This is a genomic window from Streptomyces sp. NBC_01477, from assembly GCF_036227245.1.
Taxonomy (GTDB): domain Bacteria; phylum Actinomycetota; class Actinomycetes; order Streptomycetales; family Streptomycetaceae; genus Actinacidiphila.
Genome location: NZ_CP109445.1, coordinates 7,977,422 through 7,997,989 on the forward strand (window position 1 = coordinate 7,977,422; position 20,568 = coordinate 7,997,989).

General features: G+C 72.7%; 19 protein-coding genes. 15 read left to right on the forward strand and 4 right to left on the reverse strand.

The features are described 5' to 3' along the window. Positions 1-208: 208 nt before the first annotated feature. From OHA86_RS34015 to OHA86_RS34035, 5 genes are all read left to right on the forward strand, one after another. Positions 209-2,524, forward strand: coding sequence for an FUSC family protein (locus tag OHA86_RS34015; protein WP_329181566.1), 2,316 nt, complete (start codon positions 209-211; stop codon positions 2,522-2,524). 297 nt (positions 2,525-2,821) lie between these two features. Further along, entirely contained in the window at positions 2,822-3,013 is a 192-nt protein-coding gene (locus OHA86_RS34020) for a DUF6381 family protein (RefSeq protein ID WP_329181568.1), read from the forward strand. A gap of 37 nt (positions 3,014-3,050) precedes the next feature. Further along, entirely contained in the window at positions 3,051-4,241 is a 1,191-nt protein-coding gene (locus OHA86_RS34025) for an alpha-hydroxy-acid oxidizing protein (RefSeq protein ID WP_329181570.1), read from the forward strand. A 96-nt stretch (positions 4,242-4,337) separates the two neighbouring features. Then, on the forward strand, positions 4,338-4,787 hold the full coding sequence (locus OHA86_RS34030; protein WP_329181572.1) for a YunG family protein: 450 nt from the start codon (positions 4,338-4,340) through the stop codon (positions 4,785-4,787). A gap of 183 nt (positions 4,788-4,970) precedes the next feature. After that, positions 4,971-5,291 carry a hypothetical protein gene (locus tag OHA86_RS34035; RefSeq protein ID WP_329181574.1) on the forward strand — a complete coding sequence of 107 codons (321 nt, stop codon included), beginning with the start codon at positions 4,971-4,973 and terminating at the stop codon, positions 5,289-5,291. 96 nt (positions 5,292-5,387) lie between these two features. On the opposite strand, the gene OHA86_RS34040 is transcribed toward OHA86_RS34035, so the two are convergent. The 4 genes from OHA86_RS34040 to rhaI all read right to left on the reverse strand — a co-directional run bounded on the left by OHA86_RS34040 (position 5,388) and on the right by rhaI (position 11,133). Further along, the gene (locus tag OHA86_RS34040; protein WP_329181576.1) at positions 5,388-5,846 is read right to left on the reverse strand and encodes an Lrp/AsnC family transcriptional regulator; all 459 of its coding nucleotides are present in this window, start codon (positions 5,844-5,846) and stop codon (positions 5,388-5,390) included. Positions 5,847-5,964: 118 nt separating this feature from the next. After that, a complete protein-coding gene (locus OHA86_RS34045; protein WP_329181578.1) occupies positions 5,965-7,488 on the reverse strand; it encodes a rhamnulokinase in 1,524 nt (507 codons plus the stop codon). Between the two features lie 204 nt (positions 7,489-7,692). Further along, positions 7,693-9,747 carry a bifunctional aldolase/short-chain dehydrogenase gene (locus tag OHA86_RS34050; RefSeq protein WP_329181579.1) on the reverse strand — a complete coding sequence of 685 codons (2,055 nt, stop codon included), beginning with the start codon at positions 9,745-9,747 and terminating at the stop codon, positions 7,693-7,695. 219 nt (positions 9,748-9,966) lie between these two features. Further along, positions 9,967-11,133, reverse strand: a complete 1,167-nt coding sequence (gene rhaI, locus OHA86_RS34055) for an L-rhamnose isomerase (protein ID WP_329181580.1) — start codon at positions 11,131-11,133, stop codon at positions 9,967-9,969. A 525-nt stretch (positions 11,134-11,658) separates the two neighbouring features. Between rhaI and OHA86_RS34060 the strand changes: the two genes are divergently transcribed. The 10 genes from OHA86_RS34060 (at position 11,659) to OHA86_RS34105 (ending at position 20,555) form a co-directional block, all read left to right on the forward strand. Beyond that, on the forward strand, positions 11,659-13,179 hold the full coding sequence (locus OHA86_RS34060) for a sugar ABC transporter ATP-binding protein (RefSeq protein WP_329181581.1): 1,521 nt from the start codon (positions 11,659-11,661) through the stop codon (positions 13,177-13,179). Next, the gene (locus tag OHA86_RS34065) at positions 13,176-14,228 is read left to right on the forward strand and encodes an ABC transporter permease (protein ID WP_329181583.1); all 1,053 of its coding nucleotides are present in this window, start codon (positions 13,176-13,178) and stop codon (positions 14,226-14,228) included. Before OHA86_RS34060 ends, OHA86_RS34065 begins: the two co-directional genes overlap by 4 nt. Beyond that, positions 14,221-15,252, forward strand: coding sequence for an ABC transporter permease (locus OHA86_RS34070; protein ID WP_329181585.1), 1,032 nt, complete (start codon positions 14,221-14,223; stop codon positions 15,250-15,252). Before OHA86_RS34065 ends, OHA86_RS34070 begins: the two co-directional genes overlap by 8 nt. A 124-nt stretch (positions 15,253-15,376) precedes the next feature. Then, positions 15,377-16,471 carry a rhamnose ABC transporter substrate-binding protein gene (gene rhaS, locus OHA86_RS34075; protein WP_443071937.1) on the forward strand — a complete coding sequence of 365 codons (1,095 nt, stop codon included), beginning with the start codon at positions 15,377-15,379 and terminating at the stop codon, positions 16,469-16,471. A gap of 86 nt (positions 16,472-16,557) precedes the next feature. Next, positions 16,558-16,878 (forward strand): L-rhamnose mutarotase, encoded by a 321-nt coding sequence (locus OHA86_RS34080; protein WP_329181587.1) that lies wholly within the window; start codon positions 16,558-16,560, stop codon positions 16,876-16,878. Positions 16,879-17,089: 211 nt separating this feature from the next. Next, positions 17,090-18,109 (forward strand): LacI family DNA-binding transcriptional regulator, encoded by a 1,020-nt coding sequence (locus OHA86_RS34085; RefSeq protein ID WP_329181589.1) that lies wholly within the window; start codon positions 17,090-17,092, stop codon positions 18,107-18,109. A 136-nt stretch (positions 18,110-18,245) separates the two neighbouring features. Continuing rightward, a complete protein-coding gene (locus tag OHA86_RS34090; RefSeq protein WP_329181591.1) occupies positions 18,246-18,416 on the forward strand; it encodes a hydrophobic protein in 171 nt (56 codons plus the stop codon). A gap of 279 nt (positions 18,417-18,695) precedes the next feature. Continuing rightward, the gene (locus OHA86_RS34095) at positions 18,696-18,830 is read left to right on the forward strand and encodes a hypothetical protein (RefSeq protein WP_329181592.1); all 135 of its coding nucleotides are present in this window, start codon (positions 18,696-18,698) and stop codon (positions 18,828-18,830) included. 250 nt (positions 18,831-19,080) lie between these two features. Then, a complete protein-coding gene (locus OHA86_RS34100; protein WP_329181593.1) occupies positions 19,081-19,959 on the forward strand; it encodes a sigma-70 family RNA polymerase sigma factor in 879 nt (292 codons plus the stop codon). 116 nt (positions 19,960-20,075) lie between these two features. Continuing rightward, positions 20,076-20,555, forward strand: coding sequence for a carboxymuconolactone decarboxylase family protein (locus OHA86_RS34105; RefSeq protein ID WP_329181594.1), 480 nt, complete (start codon positions 20,076-20,078; stop codon positions 20,553-20,555). The last annotated feature ends 13 nt before the right edge of the window (positions 20,556-20,568 follow it).

The window sequence follows — 20,568 nt, forward strand, 5'->3', positions numbered from 1 at the left end:
CATCGGCGTCCGCCGGCGGCAACGGCGCCCCGGGCGTACGGCCGCCGGACCGGTACTGCCGGGCCGCCGGACCCGGGCCGACAGGACGGCGGGCCGCGATCAGGCGGCGGAACTCCGCTTCACCGGCGCTTCCACCCGCGATACTCGACGCCAACGGTGCGCCGGGTCGGCCCGGCACCCCCGCCCGGCCGACCGGAGGAACGCCCCCATGGACACCCCGCCTCCCGCTCCGAGCGGCGTCCGCCACCGGCTGCGGGCGCTGCCGGCCTGGCTGCGGGCCAAGGACCCGGGCCTGGCCGCCACCCGCAGGGCCGCCCGCGGCGCCATCGTGATGCCCGCGCTGTTCGCCCTGTGCAGCAAGGCCGTCGGCTCGCCCGTGATGGCGAGCTTCGCCGCCTTCGGCGCGTTCTCGATGCTGCTGCTGGTCGACTTCACCGGGCCTGTCGTGCAGCGGCTGCGCGCGCACGCCGCCCTCGCCGTGGCCTGGGCGGTGCTGATCTGCCTGGGCACCGCGGTCTCCCGGGTGACCTGGCTCGGCGTGGCGACCATGGTCGTGGTCGGCTTCCTGGTGCTCTTCTCCGGCATCGTCAGCTCCGTGCTGGCCGGCGCCACGACCGCGCTGCTGCTCGGCTTCATCCTGCCGGTGTCGCTGGCCGCACCGCTGTCCGCGCTGCCCGACCGGCTGGCCGGCGCGGGGCTCGCCACCGCCGCCTCGATGCTCGCCGTCACCCTGCTGTGGCCGCGCCCCTCCACCGACCCGCTCGGCGCACCCGCCGCCGCGGTCTGCCGCGCGGTCGCCGTACGGCTGCGTGTCGACGCCGCCCTGGTGCTCGGCCCCGACGCGCCCAGCCCCGCGGACTGCCTGGCCGCCGCCACCGGTGCCGCCGACGCCGGAGCCGGGCTGCGCCGTGCCTTCGACTCCACGCCCTACCGCCCCACCGGCCTGTCCACCGGTGCCCGCGCCCTGGTCCGGCTGGTCGACGAACTCACCTGGCTCACCGCGATCGTGGCGCACAGCGGCACACCGCAGGACGCCGCCCACCGCCGGGTGACAGCGCCCTGCCTGGTCAAACAGGCCGCCGCGCACACCCTCGACGAGGCCGCGGACCTGCTGGAGGGCCGGCACACCGACCCCGCGCCGCTGGGGGCCGCCGCCGAGGCGCTGCGCAAGGCCCTGGACGACATGGAGCGCGACGCCACCGACCGGCTGCCGGTGCAGCGCGCCTCGTCCGACCTCGGCCAGGACCAGGACGTCACCGACTTCCTCGGCTCCCTCGACGTGTCCTTCCGCGCGCAGGAGCTGAGCTTCGCCGTCCTGCAGATCGCCGCCAACGTCGACCTCGCCGCCGCCGCGGAAAGGCGCGGCTGGGCCGACCGGCTGCTCGGCCGCGAACCCGGCGGCCTCGTACCGCCGCTCACCGCCGCCCGCGAGCGCGCCGCCGCGCACCTCGACCCGCGCTCGGTGTGGCTGCACAACAGCGTGCGCGGCGCGGTGGGGCTCGGCCTCGCCGTGGCCATCACCGACGTGACCAGCGTCCAGCACTCCTTCTGGGTGGTGCTCGGCGCCCTGTCCGTGCTGCGCTCCAACGCCCTGAACACCGGCCAGAACGCGGTACGCGGGCTGGCAGGCACGGTCGTCGGCTCCATCGTGGGAGCCGGGCTGCTGCAACTCATCGGCCACAACTCCGTCCTGCTGTGGTTCCTGCTGCCGCTCGCCGTGCTGGTCGCCGGCATCGCGCCCGCCGCGATCTCCTTCGCCGCGGGCCAGGCCGCCTTCACCGTGACCCTGGTGATCCTCTTCAACATCGGCCAGGTTCCCGACTGGCGGGTCGGCCTCTTCCGGGTCGAGGACATCGCGCTCGGCTGCCTGGTCAGCATCGTGGTCGGACTGTTCTTCTGGCCGCGCGGCGCCTCGGCGGCCGTCGGTGAGGCGATGGCGGAGGCGTACGCCGACAGCGCGGACTATCTGGCGGGAGCCGTGGACTTCGCGGTGGGCTGCTGCACCGCGGGCCCGGAACCGGCCGCGGCGCCGCTGGAGGCCGGGCGGCAGGCCGCCGCGGCGGCCCGGCGGCTCGACGACGCCTTCCGCAGCTACCTGTCCGAGCGCGGACCCAAGCCGGTGCCGCTCGCGGAGATGACCACGCTGGTCACGGGCGTGGTCGGCCTGCGGCTCGCCGCCGACGCGGTGCTCGGCATGTGGCAGCGCGCCGGCGACCTGCACAGCGATTCCGAGCGGGCCGCGGCGCGCTCGGAACTGCTCTCCAGCGCCGACCGGGTCTCGGCCTGGTACCACGGCCTCGCGGACGGCCTCGGCGGCCGTCACCCCGTGCCCGAGCCCCTCCCGGCCGACCGCGCGGCCGAGGGCCGCCTGGCCGCTGCCGTACGCCGCGACCTGCGCGACGAGCGGGGCCGCGCCACCGCGACGGCGGTCCGCATCATCTGGACCGGCGACCACGTCGACGCGGCCCGCCGCCTCCAGACCTCCCTGGCCACCGCCGCCCGGGCCACCACGCCCCGCCGGTGACCTTCATCCGGTCGGCCGGATGGCAGAGGCGCCTTCAGGTACCCGTCTCGCGTACGTACCCCTCGCGCGCGGCGTCGGCAGCGATCGACGGGAGCATGGCCGGCCATGTCCACGGCAAGACTGTCCTGCTGCCGGACTGGGTACGCGTCCCGTCCCGCACACAGCCCACGACACCGGGAACGGCCTGACCAGCCACGATGTGCCCAGGCTCTGAGGCGCCGCGGGCAAATGTGGACGGCAGCGGCACACCCTGCTTCGCTGGAAGCGAGAGCCCTACGCAGGGAGCGAGGTCCCGCCATGACATCGACAGAAGCGTCGCACCGCCACGTGCAGCAGCTCCGCGACGAGGCGCACAGGCTCGCGACCGACGCCGACCGCGCCGGCGACGCCGACGAGCGCACCCGGCTCCAGCGGGAAGCGCGGCAATTGGAGTCGGACAGCGACCAGGAAAGCATGATGGCGGCCGGGGACATCTATCCTGCGCAATGAACCGCGCCCACCCGCCCGAACACGAGGACGACGCCTGATGAGCGACGAGCAACGACCGCACCTGTCCACGGCGTTCGGGAACTACCAGAACGACATCTATCTCCGCGCCCTCGGCGGTGTACTGCCGGACCTGCCGATGACGTTCAGCGAGCTGGAGGCCCGCGCAGCCGCGGCGATGCCACCGTCGCTGCTGTCGTACGTCGCGGGCGGCGCGGGGGACGAGGCCACACAGCGGGCGAACGTCGAGGCGTTCGCCCGCTGGGGCGTCTACCCGCGGATGTTCGTCGGGGCCCGGGAGCGGGACCTGTCCGTCGAGCTGTTCGGCACGACCTGGCCCGCGCCGCTGTTCATGGCGCCGGTCGGGGTGATCGGCCTGTGCGCGCAGGACGGGCACGGCGACCTCGCCACCGCACGGGCCGCGGCCAGGACCGGCGTGCCGATGGTCGCCTCGATTCTGAGCGTCGACCCGATGGAGGATGTCGCGCCGGAGCTGGGCGGCACCCCCGGTTTCTTCCAGCTCTACACGCCCACCGACCGCGACCTGGCGGAAAGCCTGATCCACCGGGCGGAGCGCGCGGGCTACACGGCGATCGTGGTCGCCCTCGACACCTGGGTCACCGGCTGGCGCCCGCGCGACCTGGCGACCGGTAATTTCCCCCAGCTGCGCGGCCACTGCCTGGCCAACTACTTCACCGACCCGGTCTTCCACCGACTGCTCGGCAAGCACCCGCAGGACGACCCGCAAGGGGCCGTACTGCTCTGGACCCAGCTCTTCGGCAACGCCCTGACCTGGGACGACCTCACCTGGCTGCGGTCGGTGACGACACTGCCGCTGATCGTGAAGGGCATCTGCCACCCGGACGACGCGCGCCGCGCCAAGGACGGCGGCGTCGACGGCATCTACTGCTCCAACCACGGGGGCCGCCAGGCCAACGGCGGACTGCCCGCACTGACCGTGCTCCCCGACGTCGTCGCCGCGGCCGACGGGCTGCCGGTCCTGTTCGACTCCGGCGTGCGGTCGGGCGCGGACCTGGTCAAGGCGCTGGCGCTGGGGGCGACGGCGGTCGGCATCGGCCGTCCGTACGCGTACGGCTGCGCGCTGGGCGGCACCGACGGCATCGTCCACGTACTGAGGTCGGTGCTCGCCGAAGCCGACCTGATCATGGCCGTCGACGGTTACCCGAGCCTGGCCGACCTCACCCCGGACAGCCTGCGACCGCTGCCCTGACCCCGGGGCGGTGGGGCGGTGGGGCGAGTCCTGCGCCGCCGCCCGCTCCCCACAGCTGAACCCGGCATTGTCAGTGGCGGGTGCGAGGCTGCACGTATGACCACCTGGAATCTGCTGGACCTCGACAGGGCGCTGCGCGCGTCATGGGCCGCCGACACCTGTTCGCCCGACGACCAGGACGAGTGGCGGCCGGAAAATCCCGCCTGGGGCCACTGCGACATCAGCGCCCTGCTGGTCCACGACCTCTTCGGCGGCGACCTCATGCTCGGCGAGGTCCAACTGGCCGGTGAACAGCACGGCTTCCACTGGTGGAATGCGCTGCCGAGCGGCATACAGCTCGATGTGACGCTCGAACAGTTCCGGCGCGGCCAGCGCGTCACCGCCGCCCGGGTCGTCGCCCGCCCGCCGGGACCGCTGCCGCGCCGCTGGGACGACTATCTGCTGCTGCGCGAGCGCGTCGCCCGGCACCTCGGCCCACTGCCCGACCCGGGCGCCATGGCGCGCCCCGCGGAAGACGGCGCCGGACAGCTGCCGACACCCCGCTGACGCCCGGACCGGTCAGTCCGCGGCCCGCTGGGCGAAACGGCCGTACGCCGCCGTACCGGTGGCGCTGAACACCCGGCCGATCGCGACAAAGCCGTTCGTAGGCGACGAGGAGATACGGTCACCCTTTCGACTCCGGTACGCGGTGCGCCCGTACCGGGCAACAGCAAGGACAAGGAACCACAAGTGACCCACAGGTACTACGTGTTCGGCTCCGCCACCGGCACGCCCGCCGACATCGGCCCGGCAATCGCCCTGGCACTCGGCGCCGAGTGCGAGGTCCGCGACAGCTCCTACGCGGGCGGTGCCTACTGCCTGCTCCGCGGCACGGACTTCGACCGGCTCACCGTCGAGGCCAACTGGGAGGACGACGACGGCTGCCTCGCCGAACCCGACTACCCCGACGCCCGGGTGCTGCTCTACCTGACCAACCCGGCACCGCGCGTGCTGGAGACCCTGTCCGCCCTGCCGGAGGTCGCCGAACTCAGCGCTCTCGTACTCGACTAGCGCACCCGGCGCCGGGACAGCCCTCGGCGCCACGTCGTCGTCCTCGCTCTTCCGCGCGGACGGCGGCGCCCACGCGCGGCGGCACAGATACGGGGTTCAGTCGGTGACCTTGATCTTCTTCATCGTCGGCTGCGAGATCACCCGCGCGACGCCCGGAATGCCGATGATCTTCCCGGTCTGGAAGGCCTCGTACGCCGCGTAGTCGGCGACCAGGACCCGCAGGTGGTAGTCGGGGGTGCCGAACAGCCGGCGGAATTCGACGACTTCCTCGTACGCGGCGATGGTCGTCTCCAGCCCTTCCAGCGTTTTGAGGTCGCTCACCGAGACCTCGATCGAGACGATCACCTCAAGGCCGAGCCCCGCGGCCTCGGGGCTGATACGGGCCCGGTAGCCGGTGATCACCCCGGCCTCTTCCAGCCGTTTGACCCGCCGCAGACACGGCGGCGGCGTCAGGCCGACCCGGCGCGCCAGCTCGACATTGGTCAGCCGCCCGTCCTGCTGGAGATGGAACAAGATGTCGCGATCCGTCTGATCGAGTTCGCGTTCATTGCTCATCGAGCCATCCTAGGGTCACATTCCACCCGCCTGACCTCGGCTCGTAGGTCTGCGGCACCGCGACGCCCGCCCGCGCCCGCTGTCGCGCCCTCCGGGGTGGCGGGGCGCGGCCGGAGGCTCACCGGCCGGTCCCCGGGGCGAGCGGGCGGCGGGACCCGGAGGTGAGCCGGGCCTCGGCGGCATCCCACGCCCGGCTGTCGCCCTGCGGTCGGTAGTGGCGCAACTGCTGCGTGTCGGCGACGAGTTGCCGCGTCTGCGCGAGGTCGCCGACCAGGCCGTGGGCGCGGGCCTGCACCAGGACGTTGCCGACGGCGGTGGCCTCGGTCGGGCCGGCGACGACCGGCAACCCGGTGGCGTCGGCGGTCAGTTGGCAGAGCAGTTCGTTGCGGCTGCCGCCACCGACGAGGTGGACGCGGGTGATGTCCCGGTCGGCGAGTTCCGCGGCCCGGCGCAAGACCCGGCGGTGCGCCAAGGCCAGGCTCTCCAGTACGCAGCGGACCACCGCGCCGGGCTCGGCCGGCGGGTGAGGGCCGGCGTGGAAGGAATGCCCGGCGATGGCGGCGGGCATGTCGTCGGGGGCGAGGAACTCCGGTGCGTCCGGGTCGATCAGTGCCGCGAGCGGTTCCGTCCGCGCGGCGGCTGCCAGCAGCGAGGCCAGGTCGGCCGGCCGGCCCCGGGCGGCCCAGACGCGCCGGCACTCCTCAAGCAGCCACATGCCCATGATGTTGCGCAGGTAGCGGACGGTGCCGTCGATCCCGCGCTCGTTGGTGAAGTTGGCCGCCCGCGACTCCTCGGTGAGGACCGGCGCGTCCAGCTCCAGCCCGGCCAGCGACCACGTACCGCACGAGATGTACGCGGCCCCCGGGCCGGTCGCGGGCACGGCGGCCACGGCCGACGCGGTGTCGTGGGAGGCGACGGCGACGACGGGCGTACCGGCGGGCAGGCCCGTGGCGGCGGCGACGTACGGCAGCAGCGTGCCGGCCCGCGTACCGGGTTCCCGCAGCGGCGGCAGCAGGGCCGGGTCGAGCCCGGTGGCCGCCGCGATGTCCAGCGACCAGGTGCCGGTACGCGCGTCGAGCAGCCCGGTGGCCGACGCGTTGGTGATCTCCGCGCCGACCGAGCCGGTCAGCCAGTACGTCAGCAGGTCGGGGACGAGCAACAGGGTCCGGGCGGCGGCGAGTTGGGCCGATCCGCGCGCCGCGGCCAGTTGGAAGACGGTGTTGAACGGCAGGTGCTGCAAGCCGGTGACGCCGTAGAGCCGCCGCGCACCGACCTGGTCGCGTACCCGCTCGGCCAGGCCGCGGGTGCGGTCGTCGCGGTAGTGGTGGGGCAGGCCGAGCAGCGCGCCGTCCGCGTCGAGCAGTCCGTAGTCCACCGCCCAGGTGTCGATGCCGATCGACGCCACCGGGCCGGCCTTCGCGGCTTCGCGCAGCCCGTCGATCACGCCCTGGAAGAGGCCGGGCAGATTCCAGTGCAGCCCGGTGGGCAGCCGGAGCGGGGTGTTGGGGAAGCGGTGGACCTCGGTGAGGTCCAGGCCGCCCCGCCCCACCCGGCCGACGATCACCCGGCCGCTCGTCGCGCCGAGGTCCACCGCGGCGAAGGCGGACGGGCCGGCGGAGACGGGCGGTGCGGTCGAGGTCACGGGACATTCCTTGGTCGGCGGACAGGGTGACGGGGGCCAGCGGCGGCCGGGGAGGACGGGGGCGGCTCGGCGGCGGAGGCGGGTACGGCTTGCCCCCGGAAGCAGCGCCCCCTGGATGCCCCCAGCCCCAGCCCCAGCCCCAGCCCCGCCCCCGCCGTGAGCGCCCCGCCGGGAGCGCCTCAGCACAAGCGCCCCGGATAAGCGTCAGCGCAGGAACGCCGCCGCCACCCCCGCGTCGACCGGGATGTGCAGCCCCGTCGTGTGGGTGAGGTCGCCCCCGGTCAGAGCGAAGACCGCGTTGGCCACGTGCTCGGGCAGCACCTCCCGCTTGAGCAGCGTGCGCTGGGCGTAGAACTCGCCGAGCTCGGCCTCCTCCACCCCGTAGACCGCGGCGCGCTTCGCGCCCCAGCCGCCCGCGAAGATGCCGGAGCCGCGGACGACCCCGTCGGGGTTGATGCCGTTGACGCGGATGCCGTGCTCGCCCAACTCCGCGGCGAGCAGCCGGACCTGGTGGGCCTGGTCGGCCTTGGTGGCGGAGTAGGCGATGTTGTCGGGGCCCGCGAAGACCGCGTTCTTGGAGGCGATGTAGACGATGTCGCCGCCGAGCCGCTGCTCGATCATCACGCGGGCCGCCGCCCGGGAGACCAGGAAGGAGCCGCGGGCCATGATGCGGTGCTGGAGGTCCCAGTCGTCTGCCGTGGTCTCCAGCAGCGGCTTGGAGATGGAGATGCCCGCGTTGTTGACCACGAGATCCACTCCGCCGAAGGCGAGCAGCGCCGCGTCGAAGGCGGCGGCGATCTGCTCCTCCGCGGTGACGTCGACCGTCACCGCGACGGCCTTGTCAGGGCCGCCCAGCTCCTCGGCGACGGCCTCGGCCTTCGCCCCGTCGAGGTCGGCGACGACGACGCAGGCGCCCTCGGCGGCCAGCCGGTGCGCGATGGCCCGGCCGATGCCGGATCCGGCACCGGTGACCAGCGCGATCCTGGTGGCCAGCGGCTTCGGCGCGGGCATCCGCCGCAGCTTGGCCTCCTCCAGCTCCCAGTATTCGATCCGGAACTTCTCCGACTCCTCGATGGGCCGGTAGGTGGAGACCGCCTCGGCGCCGCGCATCACGTTGATCGCGTTGAGGTAGAACTCGCCCGCCACCCGGGCGGTCTGCTTGTCCTTGCCGAAGCTGAACATGCCGATGCCGGGGACCAGCACGATCGCCGGGTCAGCGCCGCGCATCGGGGGCGAGTCGGGCGAGGCGTGCCGCTCGTAGTAGGCGGCGTAGGCGGTGCGGTAGTCGGCGTGCAGTTCGCGCAGCCGGGCGGCGGCCTGCTCCAGCGGGGCGCCGGGCGGCAGGTCCAGGACCAGCGGGCGGACCTTGGTGCGCAGGAAGTGGTCGGGGCACGAGGTGCCGAGCGCCGCCAGCCGCGGGTGCTCGGCGCGGGAGAGGAAGTCCAGCACCTCGGGTGTGTCGGTGAAGTGGCCGACCTGCGGGCGGTCGGCGGACGCCAGCGCCCGGATCAGCGGGGCCAGCGCGGCGGCCCTGGCCCGGCGGTCGGCCTCCGGCAGCGGCAGTTGGCTGTCGAGCACCGGCCCGAACGGCTCGGGGCGCCCGTGCTCGGCGAGGAAGGCCTCCGCGGTGCGGATGATGTGCAGCGCGTTGCGCTCGCACTCCTGCGAGGTCTCGCCCCAGGCGGTGATGCCATGGCCGCCCAGGACGCAGCCGACTGCCTGCGGGTTGGCCTGCTTGACGGCGGCGATGTCCAGCCCGAGCTGGAAGCCGGGGCGTCGCCAGGGCACCCAGACCACGGTGTCGCCGAAGCATGCGGCGGTGAGCTTCTCGCCGTCGGCGGCGCAGGCCAGCGCGATGCCGGAGTCGGGGTGCAGGTGGTCGACGTGCGGGGCGTCGACCAGGCCGTGCATGGCGGTGTCGATGGAGGGCGCGGCGCCGCCCTTGCCGTGCAGGCAGTAGTCGAACGCGGCGACCATCTCGTCCTCGCGCTCCACCCCCGGGTAGACCTCGGTGAGTGCCCGCAGCCGGTCGAGCCGCAGCACGGCGAGGCCCGGCCCGGTCAGGGTGCCCAGGTCGCCGCCCGAGCCCTTGACCCACATCAGCTCGGTGTCGGCGCCGGTGACGGGGTCGGGCGCGCTGCCCTTGGCGGAGGTGTTGCCCCCGGCGTAGTTGGTGTTGCGCGGGTCCGAGCCCAGCCGGTTCGAGCGCTCCAGCAGCTCGCTGACCGTGCTCTGCTCGGGGTGGGGGACGGAAGCCATGGGCGGAGTCCTTTGCGGTTCTGGGCCGGGTGGTGTCGGTGTGCCGTTGCTTCGTACGGGTGTGGTCGGGCGGCCGGGCGCCCGGGCCGGAGGCGGCTCGGGTCGGATCGAGCGCCGGGGCCGGCGCGCGGCTCACGTGCCCGGCGCCGCCGGACAGCTCACGTGCTCCGGGCCGTCAGGCGGCTCAAGCCGTCGGGCGGGCCCGGCCCGGCGGACGGCTCAGGCACCCCAGCCGGCCTGCTCGCCGCCGACCCGGCCGGCCACGATCTGCTGCTGCCAGCCGGAGGCGCGGTAGGCGGCCATCGGGTCGGGGTGCAGGCCCTGCTCCTCGCGCACCGAGGCCAGCAGCGGGCGTACGTCGGTGTTGTACGCGTCCATCAGCACCGCGTTGGCCTCCAGCACGTCGCCCGACCGCTGCGCGGCGGCCAGCGCGTCCGCGTCGACCAGCAGTGCCTTGGCGGTGGCCTCCTGGACGTTCATCACCGAGCGGATGATCGCCGGGATCTTCGCCTCGATGTTGTGGCACTGGTCGAGCATGAAGGCCACGCCCGTCTCGGGCCGCAGACCGCCGTTCCTGACCACCTCGTGCAGGATCCGGAAGAGCTGGAAGGGGTCGGCCGAGCCCACCATCAGGTCGTCGTCGGCGTAGAAGCGCGAGTTGAAGTCGAAGCCGCCGAGCTTCCGCTCGCGCAGCAGGAAGGCGACGATGAACTCGATGTTGGTACCCGGCGCGTGGTGCCCGGTGTCCACCACGACCTGCGCCTTCGGGCCGAGCTTGAGGCAGTGCGCGTAGGACGTGCCCCAGTCGGGGACGTCGGTGGCGTAGAAGGCCGGCTCGAAGAGCTTGTACTCCAGCAGCATCCGCTGGTCCTCGCCCAGCCGCGCGTAGACCGCGGCCAGCGCCTCGGCCAGCCGGTCCTGGCGGCCGGTGATGTCGTCCTGGCCCGGGTAGTTGGTGCCGTCGGAGAACCACAGCTTCAGGTCCCGCGAGCCGGTGGCGTCCATGATGTCGACGCACTCCAGCAGATGGCCGAGCGCCTTGCGGCGTATCGCGGGGTCGGGGTTGGTGACCGACCCGAGCTTGTAGTCGTCGTCCTGGAAGACGTTGGAGTTGATCGCGCCCAGCGTCAGGCCGCGCTCCTCGGCGTACGCGCGCAGCGCCGCGTAGTCGTTCACCCGGTCCCACGGTATGTGCAGCGCCACGACCGGTGCCACGCCGGTCGCCGCCTGCACCTGGGCGGCGTCGTCCAGCTTCTCGTACGGGTCGCGGGGCACGCCTTCCTGCCGGAACACCTTGAAGCGGGTGCCGGAGTTGCCGTAGGCCCACGACGGGGTCTCGATCCGCTGGGACTTCAGCGCCGCCCGGACGGCCGACAGATCTGTCATGGCAACCTCTGTGAATCGTTTCATTTAGCGGACACCGTAATGGCGAGTGCTGCTTCTGTCAATGACTCGCGACGCAATGAAATGGTTCACGTGGCCGGTTCGGGCCGGGTCGCGGATCGCGGTGTCCGCAGCCCCCGGATGCCGCCGGCCGACCCCTTCCGGCACCCGGCGGCATGAGGCGCGCCGCTCCCGGGCCGGCCGGGGCCGATGCGCGGGTCCGCCGGGGGCTCGGGTGGCCGGTGGGGTGGCGGTGGGGTTCCGGTGGGTCCGCGCGGCGCCCGGAACGCCGCCGCGCGGGCATGCCGCGGCTCCGCTGCGGCGGCGCGGTATTGAATCGTGTCATGACGTCATATACCCTGCCCGCCGCCGACTTCACACCCACCGAACGGACCCAACGAGCGGCGTCCTGCGGCCCGATCGGATCCGGAACCCTTGACTGCCCCACGGACCGGGGCTACCGTCCCGGCAACTCCATTGAAACATTTCACCCTCATTGTTCCTCGGCCGGGAGACTCAGGAGACACCATGACCGACCCCGCACCGGAACGGACTCCGGTACTCGCGCTGGAGGGGGTGAGCAAGTCCTTCGGGGCGGTACGGGCGCTGCGCGGCGTATCGCTGGAGCTGTACGCGGGTGAGGCGCACGCCCTCGCGGGTGAGAACGGCGCCGGCAAGTCGACTCTGATCAAGACCCTCGCCGGGGTCCACCGGCCGGACGCCGGGACCGTACTGCTCGACGGCGCCCCGGTGGTCTTCCACGGCCCGGCCGACGCACGGGACGCCGGAGTGGCCGTCATCTACCAGGAGCCCACGCTCTTCCCCGACCTCTCGGTCGCCGAGAACATCTTCGTCGGGCGACAGCCACGGCGCTCCTTCGGCCGGGTCGACCACCAGGCGGTCAGGAAGGCCGCCGCGGGCCTCTTCCAGCGGCTCGGCGTCGACCTCGACCCCGACCGGCCGGCCCGCGGCCTGTCCATCGCCGACCAGCAGCTGGTGGAGATCGCCAAGGCGCTGTCCTTCGAGGCCCGGGTGCTGATCATGGACGAGCCCACCGCCGCCCTCACCGGCAGCGAGGTCGCCCGGCTGTTCGGCGTCGTCAAGGCGCTGCGCGCGGACGGCGCCGCCGTCCTGTTCATCTCCCACCGGCTGGAGGAGATCTTCGCGCTCTGCCAGCACGTCACCACCCTGCGGGACGGCGGCTGGATCGCCAGCGAGCCGGTCGACACGCTCACCGAGGACGAACTGGTCCGCCGGATGGTCGGCCGCGACCTGGACGAGCTGTACCCCAAGCAGGACACGGCCGTCGGCGAGGTCGCGCTCAGCGTCAGCCGGCTGACCCGCGAAGGGGTCTTCACCGACGTCTCCTTCGACGTGCGGCACGGCGAGATCGTCGGCCTCGCCGGGCTGGTCGGGGCGGGCCGCAGCGAGGTCGCCCGGGCGGTCTTCGGGGTCGACCGCTGGGACGCGGGCGAGGTCCGGATCGACGGCAGGCCGCTCAGGCCCGGCGCCCCGAGCCTGGCGATGAACGCCGGGCTCGCGCTGGTCCCCGAGGACCGCAGGGCGCAGGGCCTGGTGATGGAGATGTCCATCGAGCGCAACATCAACCTGACGGGCCTGCGCGGGACCAGCAGGGCCGGCCTGATGAACCGCGGCGCGGAACGCAGCAGGGCCGTCGACTGGGCGGTGCGCCTCCAGGTGAAGTACGCCCGGCTCGCCGACGTCGTCGGCACGCTGTCCGGCGGCAACCAGCAGAAGGTCGTGCTGGCCAAGTGGCTCGCCACCGGCCCGCGGGTGCTGATCGTGGACGAGCCGACCCGCGGCATCGACGTCGGCACCAAGGCCGAGGTGCACCGGCTGCTGTCCCGGCTGGCCGCCGACGGTGTGGCGGTGCTGATGATCTCCTCCGACCTCCCCGAGATCCTCGGCATGGCCGACCGCGTCCTGGTCATGCACGAAGGCCGGCTGGCCGCCGAGATCCCCCGCGCCGACGCCACCGAGGAATCGGTGATGGCCGCCGCCACAGGCCGCGCCAGGAGCGCGGCATGACCATGACCGCGAAACCCGCACCCGCCGCGGCACCCTCCCGGGCCGCCGCCGGCGGCCTGCTGGACCGGGTGCTCAAGGTCAGGGAACTGGCCATCCTGGTCGTCCTGGTGCTCATGCTGCTGGCCACCCAGCTCGACAACAGCGCCTTCCTGTCCGAGCAGGGCATCAAGGACCTGCTGCTCAACGCGACCATCCTGGTGCTCGTCGGGGTCGGCCAGGCCACCGTGGTGATCACCAGGAACGTCGATCTCTCGGTCGGCTCCACCCTCGGCATCACCGCCTTCGCGGCCGGCGAATTCCTCCGCGGCGGCGGCGACCCGCTGCTCGCCGTCCTCATCGCGGTGGCGCTCGGTGCCGGATTCGGCGTCGTCAACGGCCTGCTGGTCAGCCTCGGCCAGGTGCCCGCCCTGGTGGTCACGCTCGGCACCCTCTACATCATCCGCGGCCTGGACTCCATCTGGTTCGGCTCCCGGCAGATCACCGCCGCCGACCTCCCCTCGGGCTTCGTCGACTTCGGGCACGACGGCCTCGGCGCACTGCCGTACCTGGCCGTCCTGACCGCGGTGGTGCTCGTCGTCGCCGCCTACTACCTGCGCGCCTACCGCAGCGGCCGGGACATGTACGCCCTCGGCTCCAGCCCCGAGGCCGCCCGGCTCGCCGGCGTACCCGTGCGCAAGCGCGTCCTCACCGCGTACGTCCTGTGCGGCGCCCTGGCGGGACTGGCCGGCGCGCTGTACCTCGCGCGGTTCGGCAACGTCGACTCCGGCACCGGGTCCGGCTACGAACTGACCGTGGTCAGCGCGGTCGTGGTCGGCGGCGTCGCCTTCACCGGCGGCTCCGGCAGCGTCTACGGCGCAGCCCTCGGAGCGCTGCTGCTGACGTCGATCAACAGCGTGCTGCCCTCGATCGGCGTCAGCTCCGTCTGGGTCCAGGCGATCGACGGCACCCTCCTGCTGCTGGCCATCGCCGTGGACCGGGTGGTCGCGCTGCGGGTCGCCGCAGTGCTCCGCAAGCGGGCCGCACAGACAAGGAGTGCCCACCATGACTGACCTCACCAAGACCGCGCCCCGGCCGTGGGCACGCGACGCCCTGCGCTGGGACACCGCCGTGGGCACCCTGCTGGCCGTGCTGCTGGTGTGCTCCTTCGCCTTCGTCGACAACTTCGGCAACGCGCTCAACCTGTCGTTCCTGATCGGCAACACCCTGCCGATCGCGCTCATCGCGCTGCCCATGACGCTGCTCGTCGTGTCCGGCGAGATCGACCTGTCGGTCGGCTCCACCGCGGGCCTGGCCGGCGCGGTCATGGGCAAGCTGTGGAACGAGGGCATGGCGATCGAGACGATCATCCCGATCTGCGTGCTGCTCGGTGTCGTCTGCGGCCTGGTCAACGGCCTGCTGGTGACCAGGCTCGGGCTGCCCTCGCTCGCCGTCACCATCGGCACCCTGGCCGCCTACCGCGGCGTCGCGCAGATCGTGCTCGGCTCCGACTCGGTGACCGACTTCCCGCAGCAGTACCTGGACTTCGGCTCCGGCCGGATCGGCGGCACCTTCGTCCCGCAGGCCGCGGTGCCGTGGGCGGTCCTGCTGGTCGTCGCGGTGCTGGTGCTGCACGCCACGCCGGTCGGCCGCTCGCTGTTCGCGGTCGGCGCCTCCCAGGAGGCGGCCCGGTTCGCCGGGGTGCGGGTCAAGCGGCTGAAGCTGTCGATGTTCGTCGCCACCGGCACCGTCTCCGCGCTGACCGGCGTGTTCTGGGCGCTGCACTACGCCAGCGCCCGCTACGACAACGCCACCGGCCTGGAGCTGTCCGTCATCGCGGGCGTGCTGCTCGGCGGCATCGACTTCGACGGCGGCAAGGGCACACTCGGCGGCGCCGTCGCCGGTGTCTTCCTGCTCGGCGCACTGCAGAACGTGATGAGCCTGGTCAACGTCTCCGCCCAGTCCCAGACCCTGATCACCGGTGTCCTGCTGGTGGTCTCGGTCCTCGCCCCGCGGGTCGCCCGCCAGGCCGGCAGGGCCCGCGCCCGGCGCAGGTCCGCCGCCGCGCCGCCTCCCGCCGTCCTCGCCGGCACCTGACAACACCCGCACCCCGGCAGCCGCACGACCTCCGCCGGCCGGTACGCACCACCGCGGTCCCACCCGTTCAGCCGGATGATCTCCGGTCACCCCTGCCGTGCCGCGGCAGCGAAAGGAAGTCCGCATGTCCATCAGAACCGCTCCCGCCCGCCGCCTCGCGGCCGCGGTCGCCGTCGTCAGCATCGTCGCGCTGGGGGCCGCCGCCTGCGGCGGGACCACCAAGAAGTCCAGCGCGGGCGACAATTCCGCGCCCTCGGCGGCCTCCACCGCGTCGGTCGACCCCCACGCGCCGGCCAAGAAGGGCCTGACGATCGCGTACCTGCCCAAACAGGTGAACAACCCGTACTTCACCAGCTCCGACAGCGGCGGCAAGAAGGCCGTCGAGGCGGCCGGCTCGACGTACAAGGAGGTCGGCACCAGCAGCGGCACGGACACCGCGGGCCAGGTCAGCTACGTCAACACCCTCACCCAGCAGCAGGTCGACGCCATCGCGGTGTCCGCGCAGGACCCGGGTGCGCTGTGCACCGCCCTGAACCAGGCCCGCAAGAACGGCGTCAAGGTCGTCACCTACGACTCGGACACCGACGCCAACTGCCGCGACGTCTTCGTCTCGCAGGCCAGCTCCGAGGACCTGGGCCGCACCGAGGTCCAGCTGATGGCCCAGCAGATCGGCAACAAGGGCCAGATAGCGATCCTCTCGGCGGCCCAGACGGCCACCAACCAGAACACCTGGATCGGCTTCATGAAGGACGAGCTGAAGAAGCCGGAGTACAAGGACATCCAGCTGGTCAAGGTCGCCTACGGCAACGACGACGCCCAGCAGTCCTTCCAGCAGACCCAGGGGCTGCTCCAGCAGTACCCGAACCTGAAGGGGATCATCTCCCCGACCACGGTCGGCATCAAGGCGGCGGCGCAGTATCTGAGCGGCTCGAAGTACAAGGGCAGGGTCCAGCTCACCGGCCTGGGCACCCCCAACGACATGCGGGCCTACGTCGCCAACGGCACGGTCAGGTCCTTCGAGCTGTGGGACCCCGCCAAGCTCGGCGCGCTGGCCGGCCTGACCGCCGTCGCGCTGGTGTCCGGCCAGATCAGCGGCGCCCCCGGCCAGACGTACACCGCAGGCGACATGGGCACCTTCACGATCGGCCAGGACAGCACGGTGGTGCTCGGCAAGCCGACCGTCTTCGACAAGTCCAACATCGGCCAGTACGCCTTCTGAGCCGTGCCGGGTTCCACGACCGGCCGGCACCACCGGTGAAACGCCGGCCCGCCCCGCGCGGGCCGGCGGCCGGGAAAGGAACGCTGATGAATCGCGTCTGCTTTCTGCTCGGAATCCGACAGGAGTGCCTTGCCGAGTACCGTGAACGGCATGCCGCGGTGTGGCCGGAGATGCAGGCCGCACTGACCGCGACAGGTTGGCACAATTACTCGCTCTTTCTGCGTGACGACGGTCTCCTCGTCGGCTATCTGGAGACCGGGGATTTCGACCGGGCGCGGGCGGAGATGGACCGCACCGAGGTCAATGCCCGCTGGCAGGCGGAAATGGCGGGCTTTTTCGAAGAATTGGACGGGGCCGCTCCCGATACGGCTATGGTTCCGCTCAGTGAGATCGTCCACCTCGTCTGAGCGGCGCGGCGACCGCCGCGGCGGGCCTGCGGGACAGCGGGAGTGAAGCGATTCATTCCCGACGTCCCGGCGGTTGGCCGTATCAGCGCCCTGCGCTGCGCGGCAGGGGTGCGTGCATGTGATTGAATAGGTTCAAATTCCAGGTTCGGGGGAGACCCCGCGGAACGTCGGCCCGGGCACGTAGCACCCGGCGGTGGCAGCGGGACGGAGCGTGGCATCCATGGTGGGTATCAAAGACGTGGCACGGCAGGCCGGCGTCTCGGTGGGCACCGTCTCCAATGTGATCAACCGCCCCGATCTGGTCGCGGAAGAGACCAGAACGCGCGTGCAGTCGGTCATCGCCCGGCTCGGCTACGTCCGCAGCGAGTCCGCCCGGCAGCTCAGGGCCGGCGCCAGCCGCATCATGGCCCTGCTGGTGCTGGACATGGGCAACCCGTTCTTCGTGGCCGTCGCCAGCGGCGCCGAGCGCACCGCGCGGGCGGCCGGCCTCGGCGTCATGGTCTGCAACAGCGCGCAGAGTGTCAGTGAGGAACGCGAATACCTCTCGCTCTTCGCGGAGCAGCGGGTCCGCGGCGTCCTGGTGACGCCCGCCGACCCGACGGGCCGCAGCCTGGACGGGCTGCGCAGCCAGGGCATCCCCTTCGTCCTGGTCGACCGCGTCTCGGCGGACCCGTCGGTCTGCTCGGTGTCGGTCGACGACGTGGCCGGCGGCCGGCTCGCCGTGCAGCACCTCATCTCCGCCGGGCACCGGGCGATCGTCTACGTCGGCGGTCCGCCCGAGGTGACCCAGGTCCACGACCGCAAGGCGGGCGCGCTGGCCGCCCTGGCCGAGGCCGGCCTGCCGGCCGAGTCGCTGACCGAGATCTCCGCCGAGCGCCTCGACGTGGCCGCCGGCCGGGACGCCGGATCCCGCCTGCTCGGCCTCGGCCGCCGGCCCACCGCGGTCTTCTGCGCGAACGACCTGCTGGCGCTCGGCGTGCTCCAGGCGATGTTCGCGGCGCGGATCAGCGTCCCGGACGACATGGCGATCGTCGGCTACGACGACATCGAATTCGCCGCAGCTGCCGCCGTCCCGCTCACCTCCGTCCGCCAGCCGGCCGTTCCCATGGGCCGCCTCGCCGCGGAGATGCTGCTGGAGGAGACGGTCGGCGACCCCGCCGCCCACACCCACCGCCAGACCGTCCTGCAACCGGAACTCGTCGTCCGCGGCTCCAGCCTCCCCAGCCGCTGACCGCCCGGCGCGCGCGCCCGGAACCGGTCGTACCGCTTGCCGCCCGACCTGTCGGCCGGAGGCGTATCCGTGCAGCTCGCAGCGCTGTTTGCGGCTGTGGAGTGCGGGCAGATGGGGCCGTAGGAGAGTGATAACTATGGTTCCCGTCCTTCTTGTTCTGCTTCTCGCCCTGATCCTCGGCGGCGCCGGTTTCGCCATCCACATCCTGTGGTGGATCGCCATCATCGTCCTGGTCCTGTGGGCACTGGGCTTCGTCTTCCGCGGCGCCGGCACCGGCGGCAGACGTGGCCGCTGGTACCGCTGGTGACCGTCCACTGACACACCGGCGCGACGGATGCGCCGCCCATCCCGATGGTGGGCGGCGCATCGCCATGTCCGGACCCGTCCCCGCCGCGGAGTGCCGAGTCCGCCGCCCGCTGCGGGGTAGGCGGGCGCTGCGAGGACACCGGGTGGTCCGGCTGATCCTCGCGATACCGGCCGGTGTGTCGGCGTTCGGATACCGGCGCACCCTCGACCGGCTGGAACGGGTGGCGGCCCGGCTTGCCTCGCCCGCCGGCCACCGGGCACACAGCGGAAGGGACCTCCGATGGAACTGGCATACGGGCGCGGCTCGTGGATTCCCGACGGGACGGCCGGAGTTGTGATCGTCCTGCTCATGTTCGCCTTCATCCTCGGCATGTTCGGCTGGGGGCTGTGGAACAAGCACAGGAAGGGGCGCTGAGACGGCGCAGGTTCTGGGCGCGGTCCTGATCGTTGCCGGCGTCGGTGTGGCCGCGGTGGGCCGGCTGACCGCCCGCGTCTACGGGAAGGATTCCGCGGGCAAGCGGCCTGCACTCCGGCTGCTGTGCCCGGTGGTGGGCGTCGGCTGGGCACGGCGGGCTTCGCGCTCATCTGGGGCCCGCGATCTGTTACCCCGGCGCCGCCGGGACCGTCATCCTCAGGACGGAACCCGCTTGAGGAAGGGCGGCACGATGGCCGTACGAGGTGCCGGTGAAGCCGTGTCCGAGGCGTTCGAGGCGCAGCGCGGGCGCCTCGTGGCGGTGGCCCACCGGATGCTCGGATCGCGGGCGGACGCCGAGGACGCGGTCCAGGAGGCATGGCTGAGACTCGCGCGCCAGGACCCGGCCGCCATCGGCGATCTCCCGGGCTGGCTGACCACCGTGGTCGGGCGGGTCTGCATCGACATGCTGCGCAAGCGCAAGGCCAGGCCCGAGGCCTCCTACGGCGGCGGGCTGCCCGAGTTCACCGTGGCCGAGCACGGCGGTGCGGCGCCCGAGGACGACGCGCTGCTCGCCGAATCGGTCGGGCTGGCACTGCTGGTGGTGCTCGACACGCTCCGCCCCGCCGAGCGGCTGGCGTTCGTGCTGCACGACATGTTCGCGGTGCCGTTCGAGGAGATCGGCCGGATCGTCGGCAAGTCCGCCGACGCGACCAAGATGCTCGCCAGCAGGGCCCGCAGGAAGGTGCAGGACACACAACGCCCGGCCGGCGGGCCGCAGCAGCGGCGCGCGGTGGTCGACGCCTTCCTCGCGGCCGCGCGGAGCGGGGACTTCGAAGGGCTGCTGCGGGTGCTCGACCCGGACGTGACGTGGCGCTCGTGCGGCGCGCGCGGCGTGGTCGTCCGGCTGGGGGCGACCGAGGTGGCCGTCAGGTCGCAGCGCGGGGTCCGCGCCGCGGTGACCACGCGCCCCGCCCTGGTCAACGGCGAGCCGGGGATGGTGGCATGGGGCCCGAACGGCAGGCTGCTGGGCGTACTGGCCTGCACGGTGGTCGACGGGCGGATCGTCGAGGTGCTGTCCGTGAGCGATCCGGCCCGCCTCGCGTCCATGGGCGTCCCGGTACGTCCCTGAGGTGCCACGCGGCCCGCGCCGCGGGCCGGTTGGGCCGTCGGTGACCGCCGTGCTGTTACGTATCGCGGGCCGGTCCCGTCCAAGAGGGGGAAATCCCACCGACGACGGAGGTCTTCATGCACGCGCGACTCAATCCTTTCGGTACCGATGTCGGCCCGAAGTTCGCGAAGTACATCGTGTCGGCGAGCAAGGCCGTGTCCGACTCGACGCTGCCGGCGGTCACCCAGCAACTGGTCAGGATCCGCGCCAGCCAGATCAACGGCTGCACGGGCTGCCTCGACATGCACACCAAGGAGGCCGCCCGGGCGGGCGAGACACCGGTACGGCTGAACCTGGTCGCGGCCTGGCGGGACACGGCGGTCTTCACCGAAGCCGAGCGTGCGGCGCTGGAAATCACCGAGCAGGGCACCCGACTTGCCGACTCCGGCGGGGTCACCGACGAGGCGTGGGCGAACGCGGCCAAGCACTACGACGACGAGCAACTGATGGCCCTGGTCTGCCTGATCGCGGTCATGAACGCCTTCAACCGGCTCAACGTCATCACCCGGCAGGTGGGGGGCGACCACCAGCCCGGGCACTTCGAGCAACCGGCGTGACCCCGCGCGCCGG